The sequence below is a fragment of the Bradyrhizobium sp. USDA 336 genome (genome assembly GCF_044908355.1).
In the GTDB taxonomy this organism is placed as follows: Bacteria; Pseudomonadota; Alphaproteobacteria; order Rhizobiales; family Xanthobacteraceae; genus Bradyrhizobium; species Bradyrhizobium yuanmingense.
This window is the reverse complement of record NZ_JBIYDC010000002.1, coordinates 3,382,887-3,408,525: the sequence shown is the minus strand read 5'-3', so window position 1 is coordinate 3,408,525 and position 25,639 is coordinate 3,382,887. Positions and strand designations below refer to the sequence as shown.

Annotated in this window: 23 protein-coding genes and 3 pseudogenes; 21 read left to right on the top strand and 5 right to left on the bottom strand. The window is 60.8% G+C overall.

What is annotated here, in order from left to right:
• Positions 1–14 precede the first annotated feature (14 nt).
• Both ABIA45_RS16840 and ABIA45_RS16835 read left to right on the top strand, forming a co-directional pair.
• Positions 15–1,028: an NAD(P)H-dependent flavin oxidoreductase gene (locus tag ABIA45_RS16840; RefSeq protein WP_404652882.1), complete on the top strand. Its 1,014-nt coding sequence runs from the start codon at positions 15–17 to the stop codon at positions 1,026–1,028.
• 124 nt (positions 1,029–1,152) lie between these two features.
• On the top strand, positions 1,153–1,809 hold the full coding sequence (locus ABIA45_RS16835) for a flavin reductase family protein (RefSeq protein WP_404652881.1): 657 nt from the start codon (positions 1,153–1,155) through the stop codon (positions 1,807–1,809).
• A gap of 126 nt (positions 1,810–1,935) precedes the next feature.
• Here ABIA45_RS16835 and ABIA45_RS16830 read toward each other — a convergent pair whose 3' ends face one another.
• The gene (locus ABIA45_RS16830; RefSeq protein ID WP_404652879.1) at positions 1,936–3,138 is read right to left on the bottom strand and encodes a multidrug effflux MFS transporter; all 1,203 of its coding nucleotides are present in this window, start codon (positions 3,136–3,138) and stop codon (positions 1,936–1,938) included.
• A 90-nt stretch (positions 3,139–3,228) separates the two neighbouring features.
• Positions 3,229–4,425, bottom strand: coding sequence for an acetyl-CoA C-acyltransferase (locus ABIA45_RS16825; protein WP_404652877.1), 1,197 nt, complete (start codon positions 4,423–4,425; stop codon positions 3,229–3,231).
• Between the two features lie 157 nt (positions 4,426–4,582).
• On the opposite strand from ABIA45_RS16825, the gene ABIA45_RS16820 reads away from it, so the two are divergent.
• From ABIA45_RS16820 to ABIA45_RS16805, 4 genes are read left to right on the top strand one after another with little or no spacing between them, the layout of a single operon-like run.
• Positions 4,583–5,206, top strand: a complete 624-nt coding sequence (locus ABIA45_RS16820) for a TetR/AcrR family transcriptional regulator (RefSeq protein ID WP_404652876.1) — start codon at positions 4,583–4,585, stop codon at positions 5,204–5,206.
• A gap of 14 nt (positions 5,207–5,220) precedes the next feature.
• A complete protein-coding gene (locus ABIA45_RS16815; RefSeq protein ID WP_404652874.1) occupies positions 5,221–7,542 on the top strand; it encodes a molybdopterin-dependent oxidoreductase in 2,322 nt (773 codons plus the stop codon).
• A 17-nt stretch (positions 7,543–7,559) separates the two neighbouring features.
• The gene (locus ABIA45_RS16810) at positions 7,560–8,264 is read left to right on the top strand and encodes an SDR family NAD(P)-dependent oxidoreductase (protein WP_404652873.1); all 705 of its coding nucleotides are present in this window, start codon (positions 7,560–7,562) and stop codon (positions 8,262–8,264) included.
• Between the two features lie 35 nt (positions 8,265–8,299).
• Positions 8,300–9,121, top strand: coding sequence for an enoyl-CoA hydratase-related protein (locus ABIA45_RS16805; RefSeq protein ID WP_404652871.1), 822 nt, complete (start codon positions 8,300–8,302; stop codon positions 9,119–9,121).
• A gap of 79 nt (positions 9,122–9,200) precedes the next feature.
• Here the strand turns inward: ABIA45_RS16805 and ABIA45_RS16800 are convergent, their stop codons facing one another.
• Complete coding sequence (locus tag ABIA45_RS16800; RefSeq protein WP_404652870.1) at positions 9,201–9,632, bottom strand: winged helix-turn-helix transcriptional regulator; 432 nt, start codon at positions 9,630–9,632, stop codon at positions 9,201–9,203.
• A 160-nt stretch (positions 9,633–9,792) separates the two neighbouring features.
• Between ABIA45_RS16800 and ABIA45_RS16795 the strand changes: the two genes are divergently transcribed.
• From ABIA45_RS16795 to ABIA45_RS16765, 7 genes are all read left to right on the top strand, one after another.
• Complete coding sequence (locus ABIA45_RS16795) at positions 9,793–10,656, top strand: alpha/beta fold hydrolase (protein ID WP_404655691.1); 864 nt, start codon at positions 9,793–9,795, stop codon at positions 10,654–10,656.
• Positions 10,657–10,690: 34 nt separating this feature from the next.
• Entirely contained in the window at positions 10,691–11,695 is a 1,005-nt protein-coding gene (locus tag ABIA45_RS16790) for an NADP-dependent oxidoreductase (RefSeq protein WP_404652869.1), read from the top strand.
• A gap of 75 nt (positions 11,696–11,770) precedes the next feature.
• Positions 11,771–12,550: an SDR family oxidoreductase gene (locus ABIA45_RS16785; RefSeq protein WP_271542423.1), complete on the top strand. Its 780-nt coding sequence runs from the start codon at positions 11,771–11,773 to the stop codon at positions 12,548–12,550.
• A 230-nt stretch (positions 12,551–12,780) separates the two neighbouring features.
• Positions 12,781–14,376 carry a class I adenylate-forming enzyme family protein gene (locus tag ABIA45_RS16780; RefSeq protein ID WP_271542421.1) on the top strand — a complete coding sequence of 532 codons (1,596 nt, stop codon included), beginning with the start codon at positions 12,781–12,783 and terminating at the stop codon, positions 14,374–14,376.
• A gap of 78 nt (positions 14,377–14,454) precedes the next feature.
• Positions 14,455–15,654 carry an ABC transporter substrate-binding protein gene (locus tag ABIA45_RS16775; protein ID WP_404543015.1) on the top strand — a complete coding sequence of 400 codons (1,200 nt, stop codon included), beginning with the start codon at positions 14,455–14,457 and terminating at the stop codon, positions 15,652–15,654.
• 68 nt (positions 15,655–15,722) lie between these two features.
• The gene (locus ABIA45_RS16770) at positions 15,723–16,823 is read left to right on the top strand and encodes an NADH:flavin oxidoreductase (RefSeq protein WP_271542417.1); all 1,101 of its coding nucleotides are present in this window, start codon (positions 15,723–15,725) and stop codon (positions 16,821–16,823) included.
• Positions 16,824–16,872: 49 nt separating this feature from the next.
• Positions 16,873–17,664 carry a crotonase/enoyl-CoA hydratase family protein gene (locus ABIA45_RS16765; RefSeq protein ID WP_271542415.1) on the top strand — a complete coding sequence of 264 codons (792 nt, stop codon included), beginning with the start codon at positions 16,873–16,875 and terminating at the stop codon, positions 17,662–17,664.
• On the opposite strand, the gene ABIA45_RS16760 is transcribed toward ABIA45_RS16765, so the two are convergent.
• Positions 17,591–17,959: a MaoC/PaaZ C-terminal domain-containing protein gene (locus tag ABIA45_RS16760; RefSeq protein ID WP_271542413.1), complete on the bottom strand. Its 369-nt coding sequence runs from the start codon at positions 17,957–17,959 to the stop codon at positions 17,591–17,593. The two genes, ABIA45_RS16765 and ABIA45_RS16760, sit on opposite strands and share 74 nt — an antisense overlap.
• Positions 17,960–18,098: 139 nt before the next feature.
• Between ABIA45_RS16760 and ABIA45_RS16755 the strand changes: the two genes are divergently transcribed.
• The 4 genes and pseudogenes from ABIA45_RS16755 to ABIA45_RS16740 all read left to right on the top strand — a co-directional run.
• Positions 18,099–18,899: a LysR family transcriptional regulator gene (locus ABIA45_RS16755; protein WP_404652868.1), complete on the top strand. Its 801-nt coding sequence runs from the start codon at positions 18,099–18,101 to the stop codon at positions 18,897–18,899.
• Between the two features lie 387 nt (positions 18,900–19,286).
• A complete protein-coding gene (locus tag ABIA45_RS16750) occupies positions 19,287–19,823 on the top strand; it encodes a hypothetical protein (protein ID WP_271542789.1) in 537 nt (178 codons plus the stop codon).
• A gap of 444 nt (positions 19,824–20,267) precedes the next feature.
• Positions 20,268–20,693: pseudogene (locus ABIA45_RS16745) on the top strand (transposase); the annotation flags it as partial.
• Positions 20,686–20,952: pseudogene (locus ABIA45_RS16740) on the top strand (glycosidase); the annotation flags it as partial. The pseudogenes ABIA45_RS16745 and ABIA45_RS16740, both read left to right, overlap by 8 nt.
• A 294-nt stretch (positions 20,953–21,246) precedes the next feature.
• On the opposite strand, the gene ABIA45_RS16735 reads toward ABIA45_RS16740, so the two are convergent.
• Entirely contained in the window at positions 21,247–21,534 is a 288-nt protein-coding gene (locus ABIA45_RS16735; RefSeq protein WP_404542908.1) for a hypothetical protein, read from the bottom strand.
• A 170-nt stretch (positions 21,535–21,704) separates the two neighbouring features.
• On the opposite strand from ABIA45_RS16735, the pseudogene ABIA45_RS16730 reads away from it, so the two are divergent.
• From ABIA45_RS16730 to ABIA45_RS16715, 4 genes and pseudogenes are all read left to right on the top strand, one after another.
• A pseudogene (locus tag ABIA45_RS16730) lies at positions 21,705–22,118 on the top strand (transposase); the annotation flags it as partial.
• A 387-nt stretch (positions 22,119–22,505) separates the two neighbouring features.
• Entirely contained in the window at positions 22,506–22,823 is a 318-nt protein-coding gene (locus ABIA45_RS16725) for a co-chaperone GroES (RefSeq protein ID WP_247419046.1), read from the top strand.
• Between the two features lie 141 nt (positions 22,824–22,964).
• Positions 22,965–24,602, top strand: a complete 1,638-nt coding sequence (gene groL, locus ABIA45_RS16720; RefSeq protein WP_271542409.1) for a chaperonin GroEL — start codon at positions 22,965–22,967, stop codon at positions 24,600–24,602.
• Between the two features lie 492 nt (positions 24,603–25,094).
• On the top strand, positions 25,095–25,478 hold the full coding sequence (locus ABIA45_RS16715; RefSeq protein WP_271542407.1) for a hypothetical protein: 384 nt from the start codon (positions 25,095–25,097) through the stop codon (positions 25,476–25,478).
• The last annotated feature ends 161 nt before the right edge of the window (positions 25,479–25,639 follow it).

Genomic DNA, 25,639 nt, shown 5'->3' with positions numbered 1-25,639 from the left:
GCGGGAGATCATTCGTGAAGACAGCAATTACCGAACTGTTCGGCATCGAGCACCCGATCATCCAGGGCGGAATGCACTATGTCGGCTTCGCCGAGCTCGCAGCTGCGGTGTCGAACGCCGGCGGGCTCGGCATCATCACTGGGCTGACCCAAAGGACGCCCGAGCTGCTGGCAAAGGAAATCGCGCGCTGCCGCGACATGACCGACAAGCCGTTCGGCGTGAACCTCACCTTCCTGCCGACCTTCAGCGCCCCACCTTATCCGGAATATATCGCCGCGATTAGGGAGGGCGGAGTAAAAGCGGTGGAGACCGCCGGCCGCAGCCCGGAACAGTACATGCCGGCACTGAAGGCCGCCGGCATCAAGGTGATCCACAAATGCACCTCGGTCCGTCATTCGCTGAAGGCCGAGAAGATCGGCTGCGACGCGGTCAGCGTCGACGGCTTCGAGTGCGGCGGTCATCCGGGCGAGGATGACATTCCGAACATGATCCTGCTGCCGCGCGCCGCAGACGAGCTCAGCATCCCCTTTGTCGCGTCCGGCGGCATGGCAGATGGCCGCAGCCTCGTCGCGGTGCTGTCGATGGGCGCGGCGGGCATGAACATGGGGACGCGTTTCGTCGCCACCAAGGAGGCGCCGGTCCATGACAACGTCAAGCAGGCGCTGGTCAAGGCCACGGAGCTGGACACCGTTCTCGTCATGCGCGCGCTGCGCAACACCGAGCGCGTGCTCAAGAACAAGGGCGTCAACGAACTGCTCGAGATCGAACGCGAGAAGGGGGCAAGCCTGAAGATCGAGGACATCCATGATCAAGTCGCCGGCGTATACCCGCGCGTGATGGTCAACGGTGAGATGGATGCCGGCGCCTGGAGCTGCGGCATGGTGGTCGGCCTGATCCACGACATCCCGACCGTGAAGGAACTGATCGACCGTATCATGGCCGACGCCGAACGCATCATCCGGGAGCGCCTGACTGGTTTTCTCGACGGCGCCGGGCAACGGCCGGCTGCGGTTAGGGCAATCGCCTGAACCCTTCCGGAAGGGCGTTGCGGACGTTCTGACGAGGTTATGCGCAGCGCATGGTCATGCGTGCGTCGATCGTTGTTGAGGCCGATGGGCTGATGGACGGCCTTCGGTAGCCTCGGAGGCACTTATGAGCCAAGCCGACTTCCACTACTACGAGCCTTCGAAAGGCCACGGACTCCGGCATAATCCCTTCAATGCAATCGTCGCGCCGCGTCCGATTGGCTGGATTTCATCGCGCAATGCGGCCGGTCAATTGAACCTCGCGCCGTATAGTTTTTTCAACGCGTTCCTGTACGATCCTCCGATCATCGGATTTTCCTCGATTTCGTGGAAAGACACCGTCAAGAACGTCAGCGAGACCCGCGAGTTCGTCTGGAACCTGGTCACCATGGATCTCGGCGAGCGCATGAACGTGACAGCGACGCCGCTCGATTACGGCGTGAGCGAGTTCGAAGCAGCCGGTTTGACGCCGATACCCGGACGCCACGTTGCTGTGCCGCGGGTGGGCGAGAGCAGGGCCGCCATGGAATGCAAGGTCGTCGAGGTCTCTCAGCTGGCCAATGCACGCGGAGAAAAGGTCGAAGGATGGTTCGTGCTTGGTGAGGTCGTCGCGGTCTACATCGACAAAACGTTGATCGAGGACGGCGTCTACAACACGGCACTTGCGCGTCCCATTCTGCGCGCCGGCCGGGGTGGAGATTATCTCGAGGTCAGGACCGAGAACATGTTCGAGATGAAGCGCCCAGCGGGCAGCAGCAAACCAGAATTCCACGGGAGGACCTGATTAAGCTGGAAACAGGCTCGATTGTCGGGCCAGCCAAGCTTTGCCGCGTTCTGCCCGACAGGCCTAAGCCCGACTTCGCAAAGCCGATGAGTGTCTGAACGGAAACGCGTCCGGGGTCATACGCCATCAAGAACGCGGGCCCCGCGCGTACAAGCCAAGAGCCAGCAGGGAAAACGCGCTCATCGCGACGCCCAACGCAAACATGGCTTGATGGGACACGGTGGCAGCAAGCCATACGCCGATTGCCGCGATCATCATCTGCAAGAAACCCAGCAGCGCCGAGGCCGCGCCAGCCTTCTCGCCGAATGGAGACAACGCGCGCGCCGTGGCCAACGGACTGACAACACCCATGCCGAGAAGAAAAACGCACATCGCGCCCAGAAACGGCAGGAAAGTCGGGCTGATGATCGAAATGAGCAGGATCGCAAGGCTGCTGCCGGCCGTCGCGCACAAACCCGCCCGGATCGGGCCATCGAGCCCGTAGCGTGGTGCCAATCTCGTTGCTAGCATGCCCGCAGCGAATACGATGAAGACGGTGCCGGCAAAGAAGAGTCCGAGCTGGATCGGCGTGAAGTGCAACGCTTCGATGAACAGGCGCGGCGCCGCGGAAAACATCGAGAACAAGCCGCCCATAATGAGGCTCGAAGCGGCCGCGGGGGTGGCGAAGCGACGGTCGCCAATCAGACCGGCATAGGTCCTGCCGACGACAATCGGATTGAACGGCGTGCGGATCGAGTTGTGGGTTTCGCCAAGAACGATGGCGTAGGCGACGGCGCCGACGGCGGCAAAGGCCGCGACCAGCGCGAATTCGGCGCGCCAGCCCAGGCTGTGGTCAAGGGCGCCGCCGAGCAGCGGCGAGAACCCGGGAGCTGCGGACATCACGATCATGATGAGCGCCATTGCGCGCGCCAATGCTGCGCCACTGAACATGTCGCGAGCGATAGCGCGAGACAGCACTGACGTCGCGCAAGCACCTGTTGCCTGCACGACGCGGCCGATGAGGAGATTGGGCAGGTCGGTTGCCAGACCGCACCAAGCGCTGCCGACGAAGAACACAGCAAATCCGATCAGGACCGGCCAACGTCTTCCGTAGCGATCCGAAAGCGGCCCGACCAGCAGCTGGCCCAACCCGAACACCGCAAGAAAGACGGTGATGGCGGACGTGACCGCCGCAGTCGTGACATTTAACGAGATCGCAATCTGCGGCAGAGACGGCAACAGAATGTTGGTCGCGAGCGTTCCCATCGCGGCCAGCACGGAAAGGATCGCGATCGGCAGGACGCCGGAGTTCGGAATGTCCCGCGACGCGGCGTTCGTCATATCAGCCATGGATATTCCTCGTCGCGGGGAAGAGCAGATCAGGTGGCGAGTGACGCGGTTCGCACCGCTCGCCGAGTCCGTCGTCCGTCAGCGGTGATATCAGCGGACGACGCGCTCGATCGCGATGGCGGTAGCTTCGCCGCCGCCGATGCAGAGCGACGCGACGCCGCGCTTGAGGTTTTGTGCTTCGAGCGCGTGCAGCAGCGTCACGATCAGCCGCGCGCCGGTGGCGCCAATGGGATGACCTAGCGCGCAAGCGCCGCCGTTGACGTTCAACTTTTCTCTGGGGATGCCGAGATCCTTCTGTGCCGCCATCGCGACGACGGCAAATGCCTCATTGATTTCGAACAGATCCACGTCGCCAGCGCTCCAGCCGACCTTGTCCAATAGCTTGCGAATAGCGGGGATCGGGGCCGTCGTGAACCATTGTGGCTCCTGACTGTGGGTGGCATGGCCCTTGATCTCGGCGAGCACCGGAAGGCCGTCGCGATCGGCGAGCGAGCGTTTCGCCAAGATGAGCGCCGCAGCGCCGTCAGCATTGGCGGAGGAGGCGGCGGGCGTGATGGTGCCGTTGGCGCGGAACGCTGGCTTAAGCCCTGGGATCTTGGCGGGATCGACTTTGAGCGGATGCTCGTCGTTGGAGATGATCCGGGGCCCGGCCTTCTCGGTCAACGTAATCGGAGCGATCTCCGCTTTGAAGGCGCCGCCTTCGACCGCCTTCCGTGCGCGGGTCAACGTCTCGATTGCATAGTCGTCCTGGTCCTTGCGGGTGAATTGATAGGCTTCGGCGGTGGCCTCGCCGAAATCGCCCATCGAGCGTCCTGTCTCGTAAGCGTCTTCCAGCCCGTCCATCAGCATGTGGTCGATGATGCGGTCGTGGCCGGCGCGATAGCCGCCGCGCGCCTTGGCCAGCAAATACGGCGCATTGCTCATGCTCTCCATGCCGCCGGATAGAACGATCTCGGCGGAGCCAGCATTGATGATGTCGTGAGCGATCATGGTGGCCTTCATGCCGGAGCCGCAGACCTTGTTGACGGTGGTGGCGCCGGTGGCATCCGGCAATTTGGCGCCGCGCGCGGCTTGGCGCGCCGGCGCCTGGCCTTGTCCGGCCGGCAGCACGTTGCCCATGAAGACCTCGTCGATCCGTTCGGGTGCCAGCTTGGCCCGTTCCAAAGCCGATCCGATCACATGGGAACCGAGCTTGTGGGCACTGAGTGGCGAGAGCTCGCCCATGAAGCGGCCGAGCGGCGTACGGGCCGCGGAGAGGATGACGACGGGATCGGAAGCGGCTGCCATGGTGAATTCTCCTGTTGATCACTTCGTTATATGACGATAGTCATATAACGCCGGCGACAATGCAATGAAATATTGCCGCTTCCGAAGCGGCTCGGAGGCGCTGGTGGATGGAAACGGTTGGAACAGGCGGTCACCCAGCAACCCGCAGGGAGGGGAGATGCGTTACGTAGGAGACCATAGGCGCCAGACCCACAGCCGGATCGTTGAAAATGCCTCCTACGGCTTGCGTCAAAACGGTGCCGAAGGACTTAGCGTCGTCGAGTTGATGAAGCTCGCGGGTCTTACGCATGGCGGGTTCTATAACCATTTCGAGTCACGTGCCGCACTTGTTGGCGAGGCGATCGCGTTTGCAATGGACCAAATGGTCGAGCGGTGGAAAAAGCTGGCGAACCGGAAGGCCGGCGGGGATCGCTTCGAGACGCTGATCGCCGATTATCTCAGTTCCCGTCACCGCGACAATCCCAGACAAGGTTGCGCGCTTCCAGCCCTGGCCGCTGATGTCGCTCGATCGAGCCCGAGCGAGCAACGGGCGCTTGCTTCCAAGCTGGAGGAGATGATCGACATCCTGGTCGAAGTGCTTCCCGCCGAGCGTCACCAACAGGCGCGCCAAATCGCGACGAGCGCCATTGCGACCATGGTTGGATCGATCGTGCTCTCGCGTGCTGTCGGCGCCGGGAAGCTTTCCGACGATATTCTCGACGCCGGACGGACGACTGTCTGCGGCCGGACTCACAAGCGGCAGCGCAGAACGGCAAAGGCTATGAGCTGCGACAAACCATAATTTGGGAGGTGCCCATGACGGCCGGCAAGTGGCTCAAGACAGCCTGCAACCTGTGTTATGTGAATTGCGGCATCGAGGTGTGGGTGAATGAGGGGCGCCTCGAGAAGGTACGAGGCGACCGTTCAAACCCGAAGTCGCAAGGCTATCTGTGCAACAAGGCTGCGCGCATTCCCTATTATGCGCATCACAGGGATCGGCTCACGACCCCGCTGCGTCGTCGTGCCGATGGCGGCTTTGATGAGATCGAATGGGACGTGGCGATCTCCGAGATCGCGGAGCGGCTTCGAGACATCGTCGACAAGTATGGCGGCAAGAGCATTGCCCTTTATGGCGGCGGCGGGCAGGGCAACCACGCCGGCGGCGCCTATGCCAGTGGACTGTTGCGCGCGCTGGGTTCGCGCAGCGTCTTCAACGCTCTTTCGCAGGAGAAAACCGGCGATTTCTGGGTCAATGGCCACATGTTCGGCAGCCAAACCTGCCACACCGCCGAGGATGTGCATCATTGCGATCTCTTGCTTGTCATCGGTGCAAATCCCTGGATCGCGCACGGATTCCCCAATGCGCGCGATCACCTCAATCAGATCCGCAAGGATCCCGCACGCAAGCTGATCGTGATCGACCCCCGCCGGACTGAAACCGCCGAAATGGCGGATCTGCATCTCGCAGTTCGTCCCGGTGCCGACGCGTTTCTTCTCGGCGCGCTGCTGGCCACGCTCATCCGCTCCGACCGGATCGACCACGCATTCATTCAGGAGCACACGATCGGCTTCGCGGAAGTGAGCCAAGCGCTATTGAATATCCCCGTTGCGGAATGGGCGGCCGCCGCCGATATTTCGATCTCGGATCTGGAGCGCTGCGCGGCGATGATCGCGGCGGCGAAGGCCATGGTGGTTCGGGTTGAACTCGGGATCCAGCAAGGCATCAACTCGACGCTGAACTCCTATCTCGAAAAGCTCTTAATCATGCTTTCCGGCAGCTTCGGCCGTAAAGGTACCAACCAATTGCATAGCTGGCTTCAGCCGCTATGGGGAAATTCTCCGAACCAGACCTACGCTCCGACCGGCGACGCGATCATCGGGGGCCTGTTGCCTCCCAATATCTTCCCGGAAGCCGTGCTCAAGGATCATCCAGACCGGCTGCGCTGCGCCTGGATCGACAGTTCCAATCCTGCCAACACCGCAGCAAACACCGAGGCGGTGGAAGGAGCGCTGCGCTCGCTCGAGCTATGCGTCGTCGTCGACGTTGCGATGACCGAAACCGCGCAGCTCGCGCATTACGTTCTCCCGGCGTCCACACAATACGAGAAGACCGAATTTACGCTATTCAACTTCGAATTCCCGACAAACTATTTTCACGTGCGCGCTGGCGTCTTGCCGCCGCTCGCCGGTACCTTGCCGGAGCCCGAGATCTACACGCGGCTCGCCATCGCCATGGGGCTTCTGCCGGGTGACAATGTGCTCGCGCCGCTACGCGAAATAGCGCGGCGCTCGCGATCTGAATTCGCCGCGGCCTTTCGTGCTTTCATCGGGGAAAACCCTGCGGCAGTGCCTGCCTTGGTGCTCTACCATACGCTGGGGCAGACGCTTCCGGATGGCACGGCGGCCGCGGCTCCCTTGTGGAGCGCGGCACTGGCTTGCGCGAAGCGATCGCCGCAAGCGGTGCGGCGGGCGATCGGTGCATCCGATCAGGTGACGGATCAGCAACTCGGAGATCTCCTGTTCGATACGATCGTGGCCGCCCGGCAGGGCACGGCGGTGACGCGGCACGACTATGAGGAGGTCTGGTCATTAATCGGCCATTCGGATCGCAGGGTTCGGCTGGTGGTGCCACAGATGTTGGAATGGCTCGCTCGTCTCGATCCCCAAACCGCGGGCGCGCCAAAAGAGTTCCCGTTCATGCTGGCAGCTGGTGGCCGCCGCATGTTCAACGCTAACCAGATCTTTCGCGATCCCGCGTGGCGTCGAGAGGACCCGGACGGCGCCCTGTTGATCAATTCGAGCGATCTGAGCGAGCTGGGTGCGAAGGATGGCGACTGGATCGCCGTCGAGTCGGCAGTCGGGCGGCTCGTTGTCCGCTCTAAAGTCGATAATGCCATGCGCAAGGGCCAACTGGCGCTGCCGCACGGTTACGGCCAGGCTTATCCCTCGCCGGACGGAGAACGCCTGATCAACGGACCGCGCATCAATCTGCTCACCGAGAGCGGCAACCGCGATCCCATTGCGGGCACGCCCTACCACAAGAACGTTGCGGTCCGTCTTGCCCTGGTGTCCGCGCACGAAGCTGCCACTTATCAATCGCAGTCCGAGCGAATTCATAAGAGGGCGGCCGGACAATAGCCCGAAGGAAGCGTCAAATGACCGAGAAGCCAATCGCGATCGTGACCGGGGTGGGCCCGGGCACGGGAGCTGCCATCGTCAAGCGCTTCTCCGCCGGTGGTTTCCGAATCATCGCGCTTGCTCGCTCTGCGGAGCTCATCGATCGCCTTGCGCAAGAGCTTCCCGACGTGCACGCGATGACCTGCGACGTGTCGGACGAGTGCCAGGTGCGGACCGTCGTCACTGAGGTAAAGCGTCGCTTCGGCCCCGCTGAAGTTCTCATCCACAACGCGGTAGGAGGAGGCTGGGGGAATTTTCGCGAGATCGATCCGAAGATGCTGAAGGGCAACTTCGAAGTCAACGTGATGGGCCTATTGTACCTGGCACGCGAAGTAGCTCCTGACATGATCGATCGGGGCAAGGGGGCGATCCTGGTGACCGGAAACACCTCTTCGATCCGAGGTAAAGCCAATTTCGCCGGCTTTGCGCCGACGAAGGCGGCGCAGCGTATTTTGGCCGAGTCGATCGCACGTGACTTGGGACCTCTCGGCGTGCACGTCTCCTATGTTCTCATCGACGCCGTGATCGATACGCCCCGGATGCGCGCGCGGATGAGCGACAAACCGGATGAATTCTTCATCAAGCCTGCCGCGATCGCCGACGAACTTTACCACCTCTACGGTCAGGACCGATCGGCCTGGTCATTCCTTACAGAGCTGCGGCCATTCAACGAGAATTGGTGAGACTTGCCCTCCGCAGGACTTGAAAGGTCAGAACCATGACTGATGGATCAATCTCAATTGATACGGGGACGGACGAACTGCTGTGTGTGATTCGGGATCGCGTTGCCGTGATCACCTTGAACCGACCCGAAGCCCGAAATTCATTGTCCGATCATCTTACGCCGGCGTTGCGCCGGATGATCAAACAGAATGGAGATGATCCTGAGGTCGGAGCCCTCCTGATAACAGGTGCAGGCACGGCCTTTTGTTCGGGTGGCGATGTCAAGGGCATGGGCGGCAACTCTGCCGCGCCGGCCATGTCAGTCAGCGACAAGGTTGCGCGATTGCGGGAACGTCAGCGAACCCTGACCGGCGTACTTGTTTCGGTGCGGAAGCCCACCATCGCTGCCTTGCCGGGACCGGCGGCCGGTGCCGGGCTTGCGATCGCACTCGCTTGCGACATTCGTATTGCAGCTGAATCCGTCATCATGACGACCGGCTACGCCAGGATCGCGCTCACCGGCGATTACGGCATTTCGTGGCTGTTGACCCGGCTGGCCGGGACGGCGCGTGCCCGCGAACTCATGTTTTTGTCCGAGCGGATCAGTGCACGGCGCTGCGAAGCGTTGGGCCTCGTAAATCGCGTGGTGCCTGACTCCGACCTGCAAGGCGAAGCATTCGAAATGGCGAGAGCATTGGCGAATGGCCCGGCGACCGCCTATGCCTCCATGAAGGATAATCTCGACCTCGCGCTGTCGGCCGACTTCCTGACGTCACTGGATCACGAGGCCGAGAGGATGGTCCTCGCGGCGGGCACGGCGCAGCATGCCGAAGCCGTCCGGGCTTTCATTGAGAGGCGTCCGCCGACTTACAGGTGAAACTCTTTCAGGTCATTGCTTCGAAGGCCTGGCGGGCCGCACCCGCAACCGCACAAGCTGGAGCTGCCAAGCCAATTGCTCATTCGACTGCGGCGATACGAATGGGACGCGTTCCGATCGGAGCGCCGGTCGCGCGGTCGATGGTGAGGGGATCGATTTCCGTTCCGTTCTCGGCATCGAAGAACCGGGTGACCTTGCCTCCGCTGCGATGCTTACGTCCCCACGCGCCAATCGCGAAGAGCACCGGCAAGAAGTCGCGCCCGGCTTCCGTCAGCACATATTCGTCCCGTGGCGGACGGTCTGAATAGCGGCGCTTCTCCAGCAATCCCTCGTCAACCAGTGCTGAAAGCCGACCCGTCAGCATCGTCGGCGCGATACCGAGACTCCTGCGAAAATCGTCGAAGCGGGTCAGCCCCGCATGGGCATCGCGCATGATCAGCATGCTCCATGCGTCCCCGACAATCGCCAGGCTTCGGGCGATCAGACAAGGTTGGGCCGAAGGTTTTTTCATGTCAGTTTCATTTTAGTAGTGACTTGGTACTAAATTGATAGTAACAGGTTGCTCGTCGATGTTCCAGAACAAAATTGAGAAGGCCGGAATGAGCAAGACAGAACAGGGAATTGCGCTGATTCCGGGTGCTTCCGGTGCCAGCCGAACGATGGAGCAAGTGATGTCAAACTATATCAGCCACCCGAGATCGGTCGTGCGTTATGTCGATGCACCGAATCTCTCGATCAGTGCTGCGGGAACGACCTTTGCCTATCGCGACATCGGTCCGCGCACCGGCGTGCCATTGATCCTTCTCAACCATTGGGGCGCGGTTCTCGACAATTTCGATCCGCCGATCGTCGATGGGCTCGCCACCAGGCATCGCGTGATCGCGATCGACTACCGGGGCATCGGCGCTTCAGGCGGGAAAGCGCCCGTTAGCGTTGGCGAAACGGCGCAGGATACGATTGCCCTGATCGCCGCGCTCGGCTTCGAAAAAGTCGATCTGCTGGGCTTTTCCCTCGGGGGCTTCGTGGCCCAGGACATCGCGTTGAAGGCCCCTGGTCTCGTGCGAAAGCTGATTCTGACCGGCACAGGCCCAGCAGGCGGCAAAGGCATCGAGAAGGTTGGGCCGGTGTCCTGGCCGTTAATGATCAAGGGCCTGCTGACACTGCGAGACCCGAAATTCTACCTGTTCTTCACCTCCACGGCCAATGGCCGCCGGGCCGCAAAGGCGTTCCTGGCAAGGTTGAAGGAGCGCAAGGCAGATCGGGACAAAGCAGCCACACCGGCGGCCCTGTTGCGGCAACTCAAGGCGATCAAGGGCTGGGGCCAGCAGGCACCTCAGGATCTCGGCAGCCTCCGCATCCCCGTCCTGATCGCGAATGGCGATAACGACATCATGGTGCCGACCGCAAACAGCACCGACATGGCACGGCGTATTCCGGGCGCACAACTGGTCATCTACGAAGATGCCGGGCATGGCGGGATTTTCCAGTACCACGCCGATTTCTTGCCGAAGGCGCTGTCGTTCCTCGACGCCTGACGCCGCAACCAGATTCCAGATTGGAGATGACATCATGAAGGCAGTCGTCGTCGACAAATACCAGAAGAAAGGCGCTGTTCGCCTGGCAACCATGCCGGAGCCGGGGGTGCGGGACGACGATGTCCTGGTTCGGATCCACGCAACAGCCGTGAACGTTCTCGACTCCAAGATCAGGGGTGGGGAATTCAAGCTCATCCTGCCGTATCGTCCGCCTTTCATTCTGGGTCATGACGTTGCCGGAACGGTCGTCAGGGTCGGCCGCAATGTCAGACGGTTCAAGGCGGGCGACGAGGTCTACGCACGGCCGCGCGATCATCGCATCGGAACATTCGCCGAATTCATTGCGATGAACGAAGCCGACGTGGCGCCGAAGCCTGCGAACATCAGCATGGAAGAGGCCGCCTCCATCCCGCTGGTGGGACTGACCGCCTGGCAGGCGCTGGTCGAGGTAGGCAAGCTGAAGCCTGGCCAGAAGGTCTTCATCCAGGCCGGCTCTGGCGGCGTGGGGACTTTCGCCATCCAGCTCGCCAAGCATCTCGGTGCGGTCGTGGCGACGACGACGAGCGCGAAGAATGTCGAGCTGGTCAAAAGTCTCGGCGCGGACCTGGTCATCGACTACAAGACGCAGGATTTCGAGAAGGTCTTGTCGGGCTACGATCTGGTCCTGCACAGCCAGGACGCCAAGACGCTTGAAAAATCTCTGCGCGTGCTTAAGCCGGGCGGCTTGCTCATCTCGATCTCCGGGCCGCCTGACCCGGAATTCGCCAGGGAGCAGGGCATGAACCTCTTCCTGAAACTGGTGATGCGCTTGCTGAGCCGCAGTGTGCGGAAGAAGGCCAGAAAATTCGGTGTGCGCTTCTCATTCCTGTTCATGCGTGCGCAGGGACAGCAACTGAGCGAAATCACGTCCCTGATCGAAACTGGGGTGATCCGTCCGGTCGTGGACAAGGTTTTCCCGTTCGAAAAAACCGGCGACGCGCTCGCCTATGTCGAGACCGGGCGCGCAAAGGGCAAGGTCGTGATTGCCGTGACGCACTAGGTCCCGCAATGACGCTGCTCGCGTTGTGAAGCCCTGACTTGTGACCAACAAGGTAAACACATTGGAGGAAGCAACATGACTGAGTCCCCCCGCGACACTCACACTTCCACACCTGACGTTGCACTCATTGTCGGCGGCGGCCCTGGTATCAGCTCGAGTTGCGCCAGGCTGTTCGCGGAAAACGGGATGCGTGTCGCCGTCGCAGCCAGGAATCCGGAAAAAGCCGTCCTTGAGACACTCGAAAAGATGCACGGCGTGCGTCGGTACGCCTGCGATGCAAGCGAACCGGCGGCCGTGGCGCAGCTATTCAAAGACGTCGCTCAAGAGGTCGGGACGCCAAGGCTTGTCGTGCACAACATCGACGGTCGCGTTTCCGGCATTTTCCGCAAGACGGTGGTCGAGGCCGACCCGGTCATGACGTTCGAGACGCTTCGCAACGCCGCGTTCTCTGCGTTTCTGGTGGGCCAACAGGCCGCTCGGCTGATGCTCGGAAACGAGCCTGATGCCAACGGCGCGCGAGGAACGATCATCTTCACGAACGCCAGCGCGGCGCTCAAGGGCTTTCCATCAGGTGGGCCATTTGCAATGGCATGCCATGCCAAGTCCGGACTCGCGCAAAGCATGGCGAGAGAATTGATGCCGCGTGGAATCCACGTGGCAAATGTGCCGATCGACGCCGCGATCGGCTGGACTCAGGAGGACGGCACCCGGGCGCACCGGCTGGCGGGAACGACTGTCGACGACAACATGGCCGACCCCGCTCATATTGCCGAGACCTATCTGCAACTGCACCGCCAACATCGCTCGACCTGGGCCTTTGAAGTCGTGCTGCGGCCGTGGGTCGAGAAATGGTAGGCGCGCCTAGCTGATCCCTTCGAACGATTCTGAGGAGGTGGACAATTCCAAATTGGAATTCTGTGCATCTATTGGCGACTCCATAGAATATGGCCCGACCGGCCATACAGTCGCCTTGACAGTTCTATTTTAGAACGGTTTACTCCATCTGCCGATAGCAATGAGCGTGCGGACCTCCCGGTCGAAGGGGGCTGCAACGCTGCCGAAAACAAGGCACAGGGGAGGATGGCATGAGGAGCGTGGACGAGCTCACCGCAGCCGAACTGCTGGACGGCCTGCCGTCCAGGGTGCACGAGGTCTACGCGCCGTTCGTGCGGGATATTCCAGATCATCCGGCCTTTATGGAAGGCGGTCGTGCCTGGAGCTACCGGCAGTTCTCGGACGCAGTCGACGCAGCGGCAAAGGATCTCGTCGGTTTGGGCATCAGGTCTGGTGATCGCCTGATCGTTGCCAGCGAGAACAGCGTGGCCCTGGGAGCGATGCTCTTCGCGGCAAGCAAGCTCGATGCCTGGGGCATTCCAGTCAATCCTCGCCTTTCGCCCAGGGAAATCGATCTCATCGGAACGCACAGTGGCGCCAGACGCGTGCTGTTCAACTCGGCGCTGTCGAAGGAAGCGGCCGACCATGCCAGCCGCATCGGTGCGGAAATCGGCGCCGTGGGGCCGTTCGGCGGCATCGGCATCGGTCCTCTCAATGCGGATGCCGAAGCGGAGCCCGTCGAGAAGGATGGCGCCCGCCAGGTCGCAGGCCTTTTATACACCTCGGGCACGACCGGTGCGCCGAAGGGCGTCATGCTGAGCCACCGCAACCTCCTCTTCACCGCAAGGACGTCGGGAATCCTTCGCCGAAGCAGTCCAGGCGACCGCATTTACGGCGTGCTGCCGATGTCGCACATCGTCGGGTATTCGATCCTGCTGATTTCGACGCTGATGCACGGCGGCACGTTGCATGTCGTGGCCAAGGCTGATCCCGCTGCGCTGGCTCATGCCATCGCCGAGGAGGGGATTACGAGCCTGTTCGGCGTGCCTGCCACATATCAGCGGCTGCTTGAGCACAAGGCGGTCAAGGGCATCCAACGGCTCGAACGGGGCAGGATGCGGATCATGGCGGTCGCTGGCGCTCCGCTCGACCTCGATCTCAAGAAGCGGGTCGAGGACGAGTTTGGAATCCCGCTGCTGAACAATTACGGCATAACGGAATGCTCACCAGGCCTCACCGGGGTCCGTTCGGAACAGCCTGTTCCGGACGAGTCGGTCGGCCCGTTTCTTCCCGGCATCGAGCACCGGATCGTGGACGGACAAGGAAAAGAGGTGGCGACCGGTGAGGTGGGCGAATTACACGTTCGAGGTCCGAACATCATGCTGGGCTACTATCGTGCGCCCGACCTGACGGCGGCGGCGATCGATGAGCAGGGATGGTTCAACACGGGAGATCTCGCGCGGGTGAACGGCAAGGGGCATCTCTATATCGCCGGCCGCACCAAGGAGCTTATCATCCGCTCCGGCTTCAACGTTTATCCCGCCGAGGTGGAAGCGGTCCTGAACGCGCACGACCAGGTCGTTCAGTCGGCCGTCGTCGGACGAAAGGTCGAGGGCAACGAGGAGGTCGTCGCGTTCGTTCAGCTTCTCCCCGGTGCGAGCATCAGCGCGGAAGACCTCATGGCGTACACGGCCCAATTGCTCACGTCCTACAAGCGTCCGACCGAATTGATTGTGCTTGACGCTCTGCCCTCGGCCTCCACCGGCAAGATACTGAAACACAAGCTGCGGGAGATGGCGAACGATCAGGCTGCCCCGAAGGCGTCGCGTGCGGCAGCCGCTGGCTGACGGGCGTCAGGTGTGATTTGCACGGCAATATGCCGGTTTAAGAAAGAACGTTAGCGACGGACTTGTCGCCAAAGGGAGATGACAATGTTGAGAAACGCCATGATTGTAGCCGCGCTCGCGGCATCCATAGCCGGCGCGCATGCGCAGACGCCGGGCGTCACCGAATCCGAGATAAAGATAGGAGCGACGTTCCCTTTCAGCGGCCCCGCTTCGCCGCTCAGCAATACCGGAAAGGGCATGATCGCCTACGTCAATTCGATCAATGAGCGTGGCGGCATCAACGGGCGGAAGATAAACCTCGTCACCTACGACGATGCCTACAGTCCCCCCAAGACGGTGGAGCAGACCAGGAAACTCGTGGAAAGTGACGAGGTGGCGTTCCTGTTCGGCCCGCTGGGTACGCCCGGCATCAGCGCTACTATCAAGTACGTCAACGCGAAGAAAGTCCCGCATCTGTTTGTCGTGAGCGGAGTCACAAAATTCACGAACTTCGCTGAATTCCCCATGACCACGACGGGATTGCCGAGCTACGACACCGAGGGACGAATCTACGCGAAATACATCACCCAGACCCGGCCGGACGCGAAGATTGCCATCCTCTACCAGAACGACGATCTGGGTAAGGACTTCGTCAATGCATTCAAGGGCTATTTGAAGGACGATTTCGACAAGAAAGTCGTCGCGTCGTCCTACGAAGTGACGGAGCCGACCATTGATTCCCACGTCGTTTCGCTGAAATCGTCTGGCGCATCGGCGTTTTTGGTGGCCGGCACGCCGAAATTCGCAGCGCAGGCCATCAAGAAGGCCGATGAGATAGCGTGGAAGCCGCTGTTCCTGATCAACTTTGTTTCGAGCTCGGTGTCCTCGACCATCGTCCCCGCAGGACCGGAAAAGGCCGTAGGCATAGTCGCCGCGACAATCACGAAGGATCCGAATGACAAGAAGTGGGCCGACGATCCCGGCATCAAATGGTACCGCGAGTTCTTTACCAAATACCTGCCGGGCGCAGATATCGGAGACAACAATTATCTGTTCGGGACGCAGCAGGGACAGCTCCTGGAGCAGGTACTCAAGCAATGTGGCAACGATCTCTCGCGGGAGAATATCGTCAGGCAATCGCGCAGCATCCGCGGGCTGTCGCTTCCCACTGTTATACCAGGCGTCATCATCAACACGGGCCCCGAAAACAGTATGGCGTATACGCAGCTGCAGCTGCAGCGCTGGAATGGGACCACGTGGGAGCAATTTGGTAGCGTACTCAGCGCCGACGGAAAGTGAATGCACCTTCTGAATGCAGCGCGGGTGATTTGAGCCCGTAACACGACCAGCTTACTCGTGGAGTATGGATGTCCAGCGACGTTCTTTTCCGACCTTTCAAGCTGAAAGGGCTGAACCTGCCGAACCGGGTCGTGATGGCGCCGATGACGCGCTCATTCTCTCCGGGCGGAATCCCGACCGAAGACGTCGCGCGGTATTACCGCCGGCGTGCCGAAGGAGCGGTCGGATTCATCATATCGGAGGGTACGGGCGTGGATCGTCCGGCATCCCTGAACGATCCGAACGTTCCCCGTTTTCACGGGGAGAAGGAGCTGGCGGGGTGGCGGCGTGTGGTCGACGAGGTGCATGCCGCGGGTGGTCTGATGGCACCGCAGTTATGGCACGTCGGAGCCGTTCGCACCCGCGCCCAGGATTGGTCTCCTCCTGGCGCCTACGACAGTCCGTCGGGTCTGTCGCGGCCGGAGAAGAAATTCGGCGAGCCGATGAGCGAAGCGGACATCGCAGACGCGATCCGCGCTTTCGCCGATGCGGCGCTTGCTGCGAAGCGCCTGGGGTTCGAGGCCGTCGAATTGCACGGCGCCCACGGCTATCTAATCGATCAATTCTTCTGGGAAGGCACCAATCGTCGCGAGGATGCCTACGGAGGCAAGGACCTGCCGGGCCGGGCCCGGTTTGCCGCTGATATCGTCCACGCGGTGCGCAAGTCGGTCGGACCGGACTTTCCGATATTGCTCCGCATCAGCCAGTGGAAGCAGCAGGATTACGAAGTGAAGCTGGCCGATACGCCTCGCGCGTTGGAAGCCTGGCTCAAACCTCTGGTCGAGGCGGGGGTCGATATTCTGCACTGCTCGCAACGGCGCTTCTGGGAGCCGGAGTTCGATGGCTCCGATCTGAACTTCGCCGGATGGGCCAAGAAGGTGACGGGCGTGCCGACGATTTCGGTCGGGTCGGTCGGCCTGACCGGCGAGTTCATCGCCGCATATGGCGGGGAGAGCTCCCGTCCGGCGTCCCTCGACGAGCTGATCCGCCGCCTCGATCGCGAGGAGTTCGATCTTGTCGCGGTCGGGCGGGCGCTGCTTCAGGATCCGCAATGGCTCCTGAAGATACGCGAGGGCCGGACGGAGGAATTGATGGCCTTCGAACGGACTGCATTCGCTGCGCTGAGCTAAGGCTGAAAGGGGTGCCTGCAGTCGGCTGGAAGCAATTCGGAGACGAGCAATGAGCGACGCCAAGACCCAAGTCGGCCAGATACGCACCGAAGTGCACGGGCATGTGTTCAAGATCATCATCGACAACGTGGCGAAGAAAAACTCCTTCAGCCCGCAGATGATGGCGCAGATGTCGGATGCGATGACGCTTCTCGATCGCACCGACGATTATTGGGTCGGGGTACTGTGCGCCGAGGGGCCGGATTTCACGGCCGGGCTGGATATGCCGAAATTCTTCGGACCCAAGGCCGAGAATACCGAGCTAAAGCCCGGCAACATCGATGCGTTCGCCTTGAAGAGCCGGTGCCGCAAGCCGATTGTGACGGCCGTGCAGGGGATCTGCTTCACGATCGGAATCGAAATGATGCTGGCTGGCGACATCGTCGTGGCGGCCGACGACGCCAGGTTCTGTCAGATGGAATCCAAGCGCGGGATCGCGCCTCTTGGTGGTGCCCATTTCCGGTATTTGACGCGGGCGGGCTGGGGAGACGCGATGTATCACCTTTTCCTATGTGACGAGTTCGGCGCAGCCCGAGCTCACAAGATCGGGTTCGTTCAGGAAGTCGTTGCACCCGGCCAGCAGATTGCGCGCGCGATGGAGATTGCGAATCTGATCGCCAAGAACGCGCCGATCGGCATTCAGGTGACGAAAGAGGCCGCGTTGAAATACATCGAGGCCGCCGAGAAAGCCGCGATCGATTACATTCCCAAGATCAAGGATCGCGTCTTCAGCAGCGAAGACATGAAAGAAGGCATCCAGTCCTTCGTGGAACGTCGCTCGGCCGTGTTCCGCGGGAAATAGAAATCCGGCGGACCTTGTCCAGACCATAGTTGAAGACGGCAGATGCGTCGACTGGAGCGAGCCCCAGGTCCATGCCAAGCGGTGCAATCAACGACAGGCTCAGGAAGCCGTGGGCAATGGTGCCGCCTGCAGGACTTTCTTTGCTCGCACGCTCTGCGTCGACGTGGATCCACTGGCTGTCTCCGGTGCAGGCGGCGAACTGGTCGATCATGGACTGGTCGATGGTGACCCAATCGGACTTTCCGAGATCCTGGCCCACGAAATCCCTGATCGCTCCAAGTGTGATTTTTGCCATCGCTGGCGTCCGTTGTTTCGACTTTTGGCATATTCCCTTGTACTGCAGGGAAGGCCATGTCGATTTTGTTCAACGGGGACCGTAATCTTGAATAACGACCGCGCTCTGACAGTGTTTTCGTTGCGCAAGGGACGAGAGCATGACCGAGGCAAGCTGGGATTTGTTTCGCTTGTTTTCCGTGGTGGCGCGCACCGGAAGCGTCAACCGTGCCGCGCACGAACTGGGTATGAGTCAGCCGACATTGAGCAGGCGTCTGAAGGAGCTGGAGCGCTACGTGGCCGCTCCCCTGTTCTTTCGCGCATCGTCCGGCGTGAAGCTGACGCGGGAAGGCGAGGACCTGCAACGCTCGGCCGGCGATATGATGCTTGCATTCGAGTCGTTTCATCGTGATCTGCGTTCGCGGGTCGGGCAGCGATCGTCCGTGGTCAGGATATCGGCGACCGAAGGCATGACCAAGCACTGGCTCCTCCCGCGGGTTGCGGAGCTGCGGCGGCGCGATAGCCGAATCTATCTGGAAATAATCTCCACGGTGAACCAGCAGAGCTTGGCAACGAGCGATTTGGATTACGTCATCAGGATGGGAGATCCGGGTGAGAACGATCTCATTGGAAAGCGGGTCGCCGATGTGCCGATGGGGATATTCGCCTCCGAGCAGTACCTTGCCGGACGCTCTGCGCCCCGATCATTGCCTGAGCTGAGGGATCACGACATCATCGGCCATACTGCCGATTTTGTCTCATTTCGCAGTATTCGGCCCAATCAAAGGCATCTATTGGAGTATTTCTCGGAAGCGGCGGGTACTCGCAGCGTCGTTCGGGTCAACCCGGTGGCTAACCATTTTGCCGCCGCCGGTTGCGGCCTCGGGCTTGCGCTTCTTGCCGTCCTGTTCGCGCAGGCCGAGGGGCTGGTTCAGGATTGCCGCAAGAGACAGTCACGATGAACGCATGGTTGCTCCGCAGGCGCGAGAGCGCCGCAATTGAAGTTGCGCGGCTTGAAATTCGCGACGCCATTGGGCGCCGCATGCTGACGGCACAGCGCGGCCTATCGGCAAACGCCGCGTCAGTGCTGACGCAACTTTGCGTTAGCTTGATTTCCTCGCTCGCAGTCGAGGCACGCGCGGGCGCTTCGCGTGCCTCGTTGGATAATGCAGCTGATGCATTGCCACCTTCATCGCCGGGTGCGCCGAATCGTCGACAAATCTAATTGAGAGGGCAGGGCGTTCAGTATAGCTACAGAGTTGTAGTGGGCGCATGGGACAGTCGGGTCGCAGTAATGGCAGATCACTCGCCAGGTGACACCAACGACCGTCGACGAAATCTCGGACGCGATGGAAAAGGTGTTCGGCCGGCACCGCGCCGAGATCAAGTCCATCACCGGCGTCTACAAGCGGGAGGCGTCCACCATGGGTAACCGGGTCGAGAAGGTTCAGGCGATGATCGACGCCTTCGTTCAATCCGCCCTGATGCTGCTTCTCGGCTTCGCGATGTTACGAGGCGCTGCGATCGACGGGCTTAGTCTTGTCAGCCAACAGGTCGTTAATCTCTGGTTTGTACGGCGCCGGGGCATTGCGGCGGCTGCCAGTCTCGGCCTTGCGGCCGATTCCTTCGTCTTTCCCAAGCTGATCGATGGTCTCATCACGCTCACACGAGCAGGTCGGTGCCGGTCGGATCCCTTACCGGGAAAGGCGCTTCCTCATTTGGAAACGTCTGCTAAGCAATTGATTTTTCTAGAGGCGAATGCGGCTATTTTTTCCAAACGCTCATTGGAATCATTGAATAATCAAACAGGTTTTGATTCCGCCATTCGGAGGTTCGATCCCTCCCGCCCCAGCCAGCACTCAAAGCTGCTGAGTTCACTTATATAAACAGCGCTATTTCCGCCAATTTTCTTGGGTGCGTTTGGAAATTGAGTTTCTGGTGCTCGGTCTGGACTCGAACTAAACGACCGTTGGCTTATCTCCGTGGGTCTCATCTCCCAACATATACTGCGGAAGCTGCTCGGGCAGGTCCGTTAAGCCCTCATCGTAGGATGGCGCATTGCGGCGAACAAATCGGACATGGCGGGCGCCTCTCCTGCGCGCGGGTGTGATGGGCTTTGACGGCGTGAAGTAGTTCACGAGCCGCAAGCATCGCCAGGGGTAGCGTTCCTCGGGGGTCGTGTCCCCTGTGGTGGTGTAGCTCGGTAGAGCAAAGCCGCCCGTACGCGCGCCGCAGATAGCGCCGTAGCGGGCGGGCGGCTTTGCGGTGGTCACCGGCGGTTCGCCGATAGGGTCGGGTTGCTGACACCAACCTGATTCGAGGAACCACCGATGACCGATGAGATGATGAACCTCCGCACGCTCGTGGAGAAGACCCCCGATGCGGATCTGCTGCGCGAGATGATCGGCTTTGCGGCCCAGCGATTGATGGAGCTGGAAGTTGAAGGCCAGGCCGGGGCCGCCTACGGCGAGAAGAACCCCGAGCGTCTGGCACAGCGCAACGGCTACCGCGACCGGACCTGGGAGACCCATGCCGGCACGGTCGAGCTTCGCATCCCCAAGCTGCGCAAGGGCTCCTACTTTCCAGGCTTTCTGGAGCCGCGCCGGATGGCCGAGAAGGCGCTCACCGCCGTAGTGCAGGAAGCCTATGTGCCAGGCGTCTCGACCCGCTCGGTCGACGATCTGGTGCAGGCCATGGGGATGAGCGGCATCTCCAAGAGCCAGGTCTCACGGCTGTGCGCGGAGATCGACGCACGGTGTCGGCCCGGTCCGCAAATACTCGATCGGTGCGGCGCTGCTCGACAAGCGCGACCCATCCAAGGTGCTGGCACGTTCGCGCGAGCCGCTATTGCGGCCTGAATCATCCGAGCGCGAAGGATACGTCCCTAACGTCGCTTATACTTGTGGCGGGATGCGGCACAACAACCAGATCATTCTGCCATATGCCGTGTCGGACACATTCTCGAATTTCGCAACGATCGAGATTTCCGAGCTCATGGACGCGATGAAATGCTAGGCGCGGCCTTCGTGGTCGTTGGCGTCAACCGTGTTTCTCAACAACTCGTAGGAACCTAATAGCCAGCTAATGCGAGCAAGGGCGGAAGCACCACTCTCCTGACGTGTTCGTAGCCATCGAGAGGATAATAACAGAGGAATCCAGATGCGTTACATCCAGCTGGCCTTCGATTGTGCTCACTTCCTATTCGAAACGCCACTCGTCTAGCACCCTCCGTGGACTTGACTCGATCCGCGCATCTTAAGCTGATCTCAGGAGCATACATCCAATTCAATAGCTCCTTTTTTTCCCGAGCTACTCCTGCGCCGTGACAGCGGGCCGCACGCTAATTCTTGCGAGCTCGCGACGCTCGTCGTCTGTCAGTTGCCAATTCGCGCACTGGCTGCAAAGCTGCGCGAAAACGTCGTGCAATTGGCTTCGGGCGACCCTGACGATCTCGGTATCGTCGAATTCGCAAGACTTCAGGAAAATTGGCAAGGTAAAACTGGTCTGACGGCTATCGAACTGAAACGTCAGGCGAATGTCCTCGCCACGTTCATTCGGCAGAATCATCTCGATGCGTGCGATCGTAATCTCGAACATATTGGTCGTGTCCCCGGAGGTGATGTAGCTCGGTAGAGCAAAGCCGCCCGGACGCGCGCCTCACCTAGCGCCGTAGCGGGCGGGCGGCTTTGCAGTGGTCACCGGCAGTTCTCCGGTAGGATCGGGTTGCGACACGCCAACCCAACCGAGGAAAGCCGACGACCAACGACATGATGAACCTGCGCACGCTCGTAGAGAAGACCCCAGGCGCCGATCTGCTGCGCGAGCTGATCGGCTTTGCTGCCCAGCGTCTGATGGAGATGGAATTCGAAAGCCAGACCGGGGGCGGGCTACGGCGAGAAGGCCCCGAGCGTCTGGCCCAGCGCATGGCTACCGCGACTGGATCTGGGACCCGGGCCGGCGCGATTGAGCTGCGCATTCCCAAGCTGCGCAAGCGGTCCTAATTCCCGGGCTTCCTGGAGCCGCGGCGGATGGCCAAGAAGGCGCTCACCGCCGTGGAGCAGGAAGCCCATGTGCAGGGCGTCTCGACCCGCTCGGTGGACGATCTGGTGCAGGCGATGGGTATGACCGGGATCTCCAAAAGCCAGGTGAGCCGGCTCTGCGGCGAGATCGACGACAGGGTGAATGTGAATAAGCCGAAGTTCGCCCCCCATCGGCTTACAACATTGACCCCATACGTGATGAACATTCCCGTGATCGTTCAATGAATTCGGCTGTGTTGGCGGGGGTCAACCTTCGGCGCCGATCGGGGTCAAACCGCGCGCCGAATAACAGCGGATCTCTGAAAAGGCCGTGCAACTCAAAGCAGAGAAGAGCATAAGATTGCAGAACTCACACCTTTGCATCCCGGCTCCCTAGCCGCCGCGGCCTTGGCAGTTGTGATGCTCTCGGAATATCGATTCAGCACGGTCTTGTACGTCCCCTGCGGCGGCTTATGTGCTGATTAGCACTTGCTGGCCACGACTGCTATTTCATCCAAAGCAACAACAACCAGAAAACAGGAGGACAGCATGAAGTTCCGTCCGCTTCACGACCGCGTTGTGGTCAAGCGCATCGAAGCCGAAGACAAGACCACTGGCGGCATCATCATTCCGGACACTGCCAAGGAAAAACCCTCGCAGGGCGAGATCACGGCGGTTGGTCCAGGCGGCCGCGACGAAGCCGGCAAGCTGATTCCGATAGACCTCCAGGTCGGCGACCGCGTGCTGTTCGGCAAGTGGTCCGGTACTGAGGTCAAGCTCGATGGTCAGGAACTGCTGATCATGAAGGAAAGCGACATTATGGGCGTTCTCGTCGATCTGCCTGCCGCGAAGAAGAAGGTTGCCTAAGCACCAGTCAGTTTTCCTCATCCTGAGCCGTCGGCGCAGCCGGCGTCTCGCAGGATGAGGCCCGCAAGTTCAAATCCCGCTCCTTAAGAGCTCGCCTAGGCGCGATCATTGGGATCTGACCAGTCGAAAACGGAGATCATGATGTCGGCCAAAGAAGTCAAGTTCGGCGTAGATGCCCGCGACAAGATGCTGCGCGGTGTCGAAATTCTCAACAACGCAGTCAAGGTCACGCTCGGTCCCAAAGGCCGCAACGTCGTTCTCGACAAGTCGTTCGGCGCTCCCCGCATCACCAAGGACGGCGTCACCGTCGCCAAGGAGATCGAGCTCGAGGACAAGTTCGAGAACATGGGCGCCCAGATGGTGCGCGAAGTCGCCTCCAAGTCCGCTGATGCCGCCGGCGACGGCACCACGACCGCCACCGTGCTCGCGGCTGCGATCGTCCGTGAAGGCGCCAAGGCGGTTGCCGCCGGCATGAACCCGATGGACCTGAAGCGCGGTATCGACCTCGCCGTGGAAGCCGTCGTTGCGGACCTCGTCAAGAACTCCAAGAAGGTCACCTCGAACGACGAGATCGCCCAGGTGGGCACCATCTCGGCCAACGGCGATGCCGAGATTGGTAAGTTCCTCTCCGACGCCATGAAGAAGGTGGGCAACGAGGGCGTTATCACGGTTGAAGAAGCGAAGTCGCTCGAGACTGAACTCGAGGTCGTCGAAGGTATGCAGTTCGACCGCGGCTATATCTCGCCTTACTTTGTTACCAACGCAGACAAGATGCGCGTTGAGATGGACGACGCCTACGTCCTCATCAATGAGAAGAAGCTGTCTCACCTGAATGAATTGCTTCCGCTGCTCGAAGCCGTGGTGCAGAGCGGCAAGCCGCTTGTGATTATCGCGGAAGACGTCGAAGGCGAAGCGCTCGCCACTCTCGTCGTGAACCGCCTGCGTGGTGGCCTGAAGGTCGCGGCCGTCAAGGCTCCAGGCTTCGGCGATCGCCGCAAGGCCATGCTGCAGGACATCGCGATCCTGACCGGCGGCCAGGCGATCTCGGAAGATCTCGGCATCAAGCTCGAGAACGTCACGCTCAACATGCTCGGTCGCGCCAAGAAGGTGATGATCGACAAGGAGAACACCACCATCGTCAGCGGCGCGGGCAAGAAGGCCGACATCGAGGCGCGCGTCAATCAGCTCAAGGCGCAGATCGAGGAGACCACCTCGGACTACGACCGTGAGAAGCTGCAGGAGCGTCTGGCCAAGCTCGCCGGCGGCGTCGCGGTCATCCGCGTCGGCGGCGCGACCGAGGTCGAGGTGAAGGAGCGCAAGGATCGCGTTGATGACGCGATGCATGCGACCCGCGCGGCGGTCGAGGAAGGCATCCTGCCGGGCGGCGGCGTCGCCCTGCTGCGCGCTTCCGAGCATCTCAAGGGGCTGCGCACCAAGAACGATGACCAGAAGACCGGTGTCGAGATCGTGCGCAAGGCTCTATCGTATCCGGCTCGCCAGATCGCGATCAACGCTGGCGAGGATGGCTCGGTGATCGTCGGGAAGATCCTGGAGAAGGATCAGTACGGCTACGGCTTTGACTCCCAGTCCGGCGAATACGTCAACCTGGTCACCAAAGGCATCATCGACCCGACCAAGGTGGTTCGGGTGGCGATCCAGAACGCGGCCTCAGTCGCGGCTCTCTTGATCACCACCGAAGCCATGGTCGCCGAGGTGCCGAAGAGGAATGCAGGCACCGGCGTGCCTGCGGGCGGCGGCATGGGTGGTATGGATTTCTAAGCGGGCCGGCTCATGACGAAGAATGGCAGAGAAGGAAACGGATGAGCCGAATCCTACAGAGATGCCGAGGTGCCGAGGTGAGCCTTGCTGTCCTATCGGCATCGACCGCGAAGTCCTCAAGCGAAAAGCCCGGCCACGAGAGCCGGGCTGATCGGTAATAATTCCAAGTCAGGCAATGCACGGAAGAAATCGGGGAAAGATGTCGCGTCTGTTCAAAAAGGAACACTCGAACCGATTATTGGCAAGACCGCGCAGTGTAGAGATTTCACAAGGGCGCGACATTTCGGGGAGTCCCGCTCCTGGCCCTTGGCGCAGATACTCGCTGTGAGCATAGGGCGCTGCCGCCAGGCTACGGCGACAAGGCGCATCGTGCCCTCGTAAGAGTGTCCGTATGCGATTGCGTGAGCAATTTGGTACAGACGCCGATCGCTTGACGTGTCTAGCCTCCTTAACGGGTGAGATTCGACTTACCTCTAGGTCAAGGCGAAAACGATGGAAATCTCCAGGGAGACAAAAGCTGCCGTGCGGCCGGCACTGTGGGGAGCCGTGGCCGGAGCAATCGCTCTGGCAATCGTGGGTTTCAGCTGGGGCGGCTGGGTGACGGGTGGGACCGCCGAGGCGCTCGCAAGGAATGGAGCTGCGACGGCTGTCGTCGCAGCTCTCACACCCATCTGCGTTGAGAAGTTTCGACAAGCCGCAGACGCGTCGGCAAACCTGGTCGAAATGAAGAAAGCGACCTATGCATGGGACCAGAGCAAGTTCGTTGAAAAAGGCGGTTGGGCCACCATGCCGGGAAGCACCGAGCCAAACTCGGCCGTTGCAAAAGCTTGTGCCGAATCGCTTGGTAGCAAGAATGCCGCGGAGCTGCGCGGATAGTCAGGAAACTCGTGCGGCGGAAAGACCGCTGCCATTGATGGTTCCCGGCCTCTTCTTGCAGGCACAGGCGGCTTATACCGTCGATTCGATGTGACCATCGCCACTTCCCGGGTGAGAGTCTTTTCTTTCCACGCAACCGTTCCGTGAGCCAGAACGCGAAG

Coding starts and splice junctions, on each gene's coding strand:
- ABIA45_RS16830 (WP_404652879.1), bottom strand. CDS start 3,138: ATGGCTGATATGACGAACGCCGCGTCGCGGGACATTCCGAACTCCGGC.
- ABIA45_RS16780 (WP_271542421.1), top strand. CDS start 12,781: ATGAGGAGCGTGGACGAGCTCACCGCAGCCGAACTGCTGGACGGCCTG.
- ABIA45_RS16800 (WP_404652870.1), bottom strand. CDS start 9,632: ATGAAAAAACCTTCGGCCCAACCTTGTCTGATCGCCCGAAGCCTGGCG.
- ABIA45_RS16775 (WP_404543015.1), top strand. CDS start 14,455: ATGACAATGTTGAGAAACGCCATGATTGTAGCCGCGCTCGCGGCATCC.
- ABIA45_RS16715 (WP_271542407.1), top strand. CDS start 25,095: ATGGAAATCTCCAGGGAGACAAAAGCTGCCGTGCGGCCGGCACTGTGG.
- ABIA45_RS16770 (WP_271542417.1), top strand. CDS start 15,723: ATGTCCAGCGACGTTCTTTTCCGACCTTTCAAGCTGAAAGGGCTGAAC.
- ABIA45_RS16835 (WP_404652881.1), top strand. CDS start 1,153: ATGAGCCAAGCCGACTTCCACTACTACGAGCCTTCGAAAGGCCACGGA.
- ABIA45_RS16820 (WP_404652876.1), top strand. CDS start 4,583: ATGCGTTACGTAGGAGACCATAGGCGCCAGACCCACAGCCGGATCGTT.
- groL (WP_271542409.1), top strand. CDS start 22,965: ATGTCGGCCAAAGAAGTCAAGTTCGGCGTAGATGCCCGCGACAAGATG.
- ABIA45_RS16755 (WP_404652868.1), top strand. CDS start 18,099: ATGACCGAGGCAAGCTGGGATTTGTTTCGCTTGTTTTCCGTGGTGGCG.
- ABIA45_RS16815 (WP_404652874.1), top strand. CDS start 5,221: ATGACGGCCGGCAAGTGGCTCAAGACAGCCTGCAACCTGTGTTATGTG.
- ABIA45_RS16825 (WP_404652877.1), bottom strand. CDS start 4,425: ATGGCAGCCGCTTCCGATCCCGTCGTCATCCTCTCCGCGGCCCGTACG.
- ABIA45_RS16795 (WP_404655691.1), top strand. CDS start 9,793: ATGTCAAACTATATCAGCCACCCGAGATCGGTCGTGCGTTATGTCGAT.
- ABIA45_RS16810 (WP_404652873.1), top strand. CDS start 7,560: ATGACCGAGAAGCCAATCGCGATCGTGACCGGGGTGGGCCCGGGCACG.
- ABIA45_RS16750 (WP_271542789.1), top strand. CDS start 19,287: ATGGAAAAGGTGTTCGGCCGGCACCGCGCCGAGATCAAGTCCATCACC.
- ABIA45_RS16805 (WP_404652871.1), top strand. CDS start 8,300: ATGACTGATGGATCAATCTCAATTGATACGGGGACGGACGAACTGCTG.
- ABIA45_RS16760 (WP_271542413.1), bottom strand. CDS start 17,959: ATGGCAAAAATCACACTTGGAGCGATCAGGGATTTCGTGGGCCAGGAT.
- ABIA45_RS16735 (WP_404542908.1), bottom strand. CDS start 21,534: ATGTTCGAGATTACGATCGCACGCATCGAGATGATTCTGCCGAATGAA.
- ABIA45_RS16790 (WP_404652869.1), top strand. CDS start 10,691: ATGAAGGCAGTCGTCGTCGACAAATACCAGAAGAAAGGCGCTGTTCGC.
- ABIA45_RS16785 (WP_271542423.1), top strand. CDS start 11,771: ATGACTGAGTCCCCCCGCGACACTCACACTTCCACACCTGACGTTGCA.
- ABIA45_RS16725 (WP_247419046.1), top strand. CDS start 22,506: ATGAAGTTCCGTCCGCTTCACGACCGCGTTGTGGTCAAGCGCATCGAA.
- ABIA45_RS16765 (WP_271542415.1), top strand. CDS start 16,873: ATGAGCGACGCCAAGACCCAAGTCGGCCAGATACGCACCGAAGTGCAC.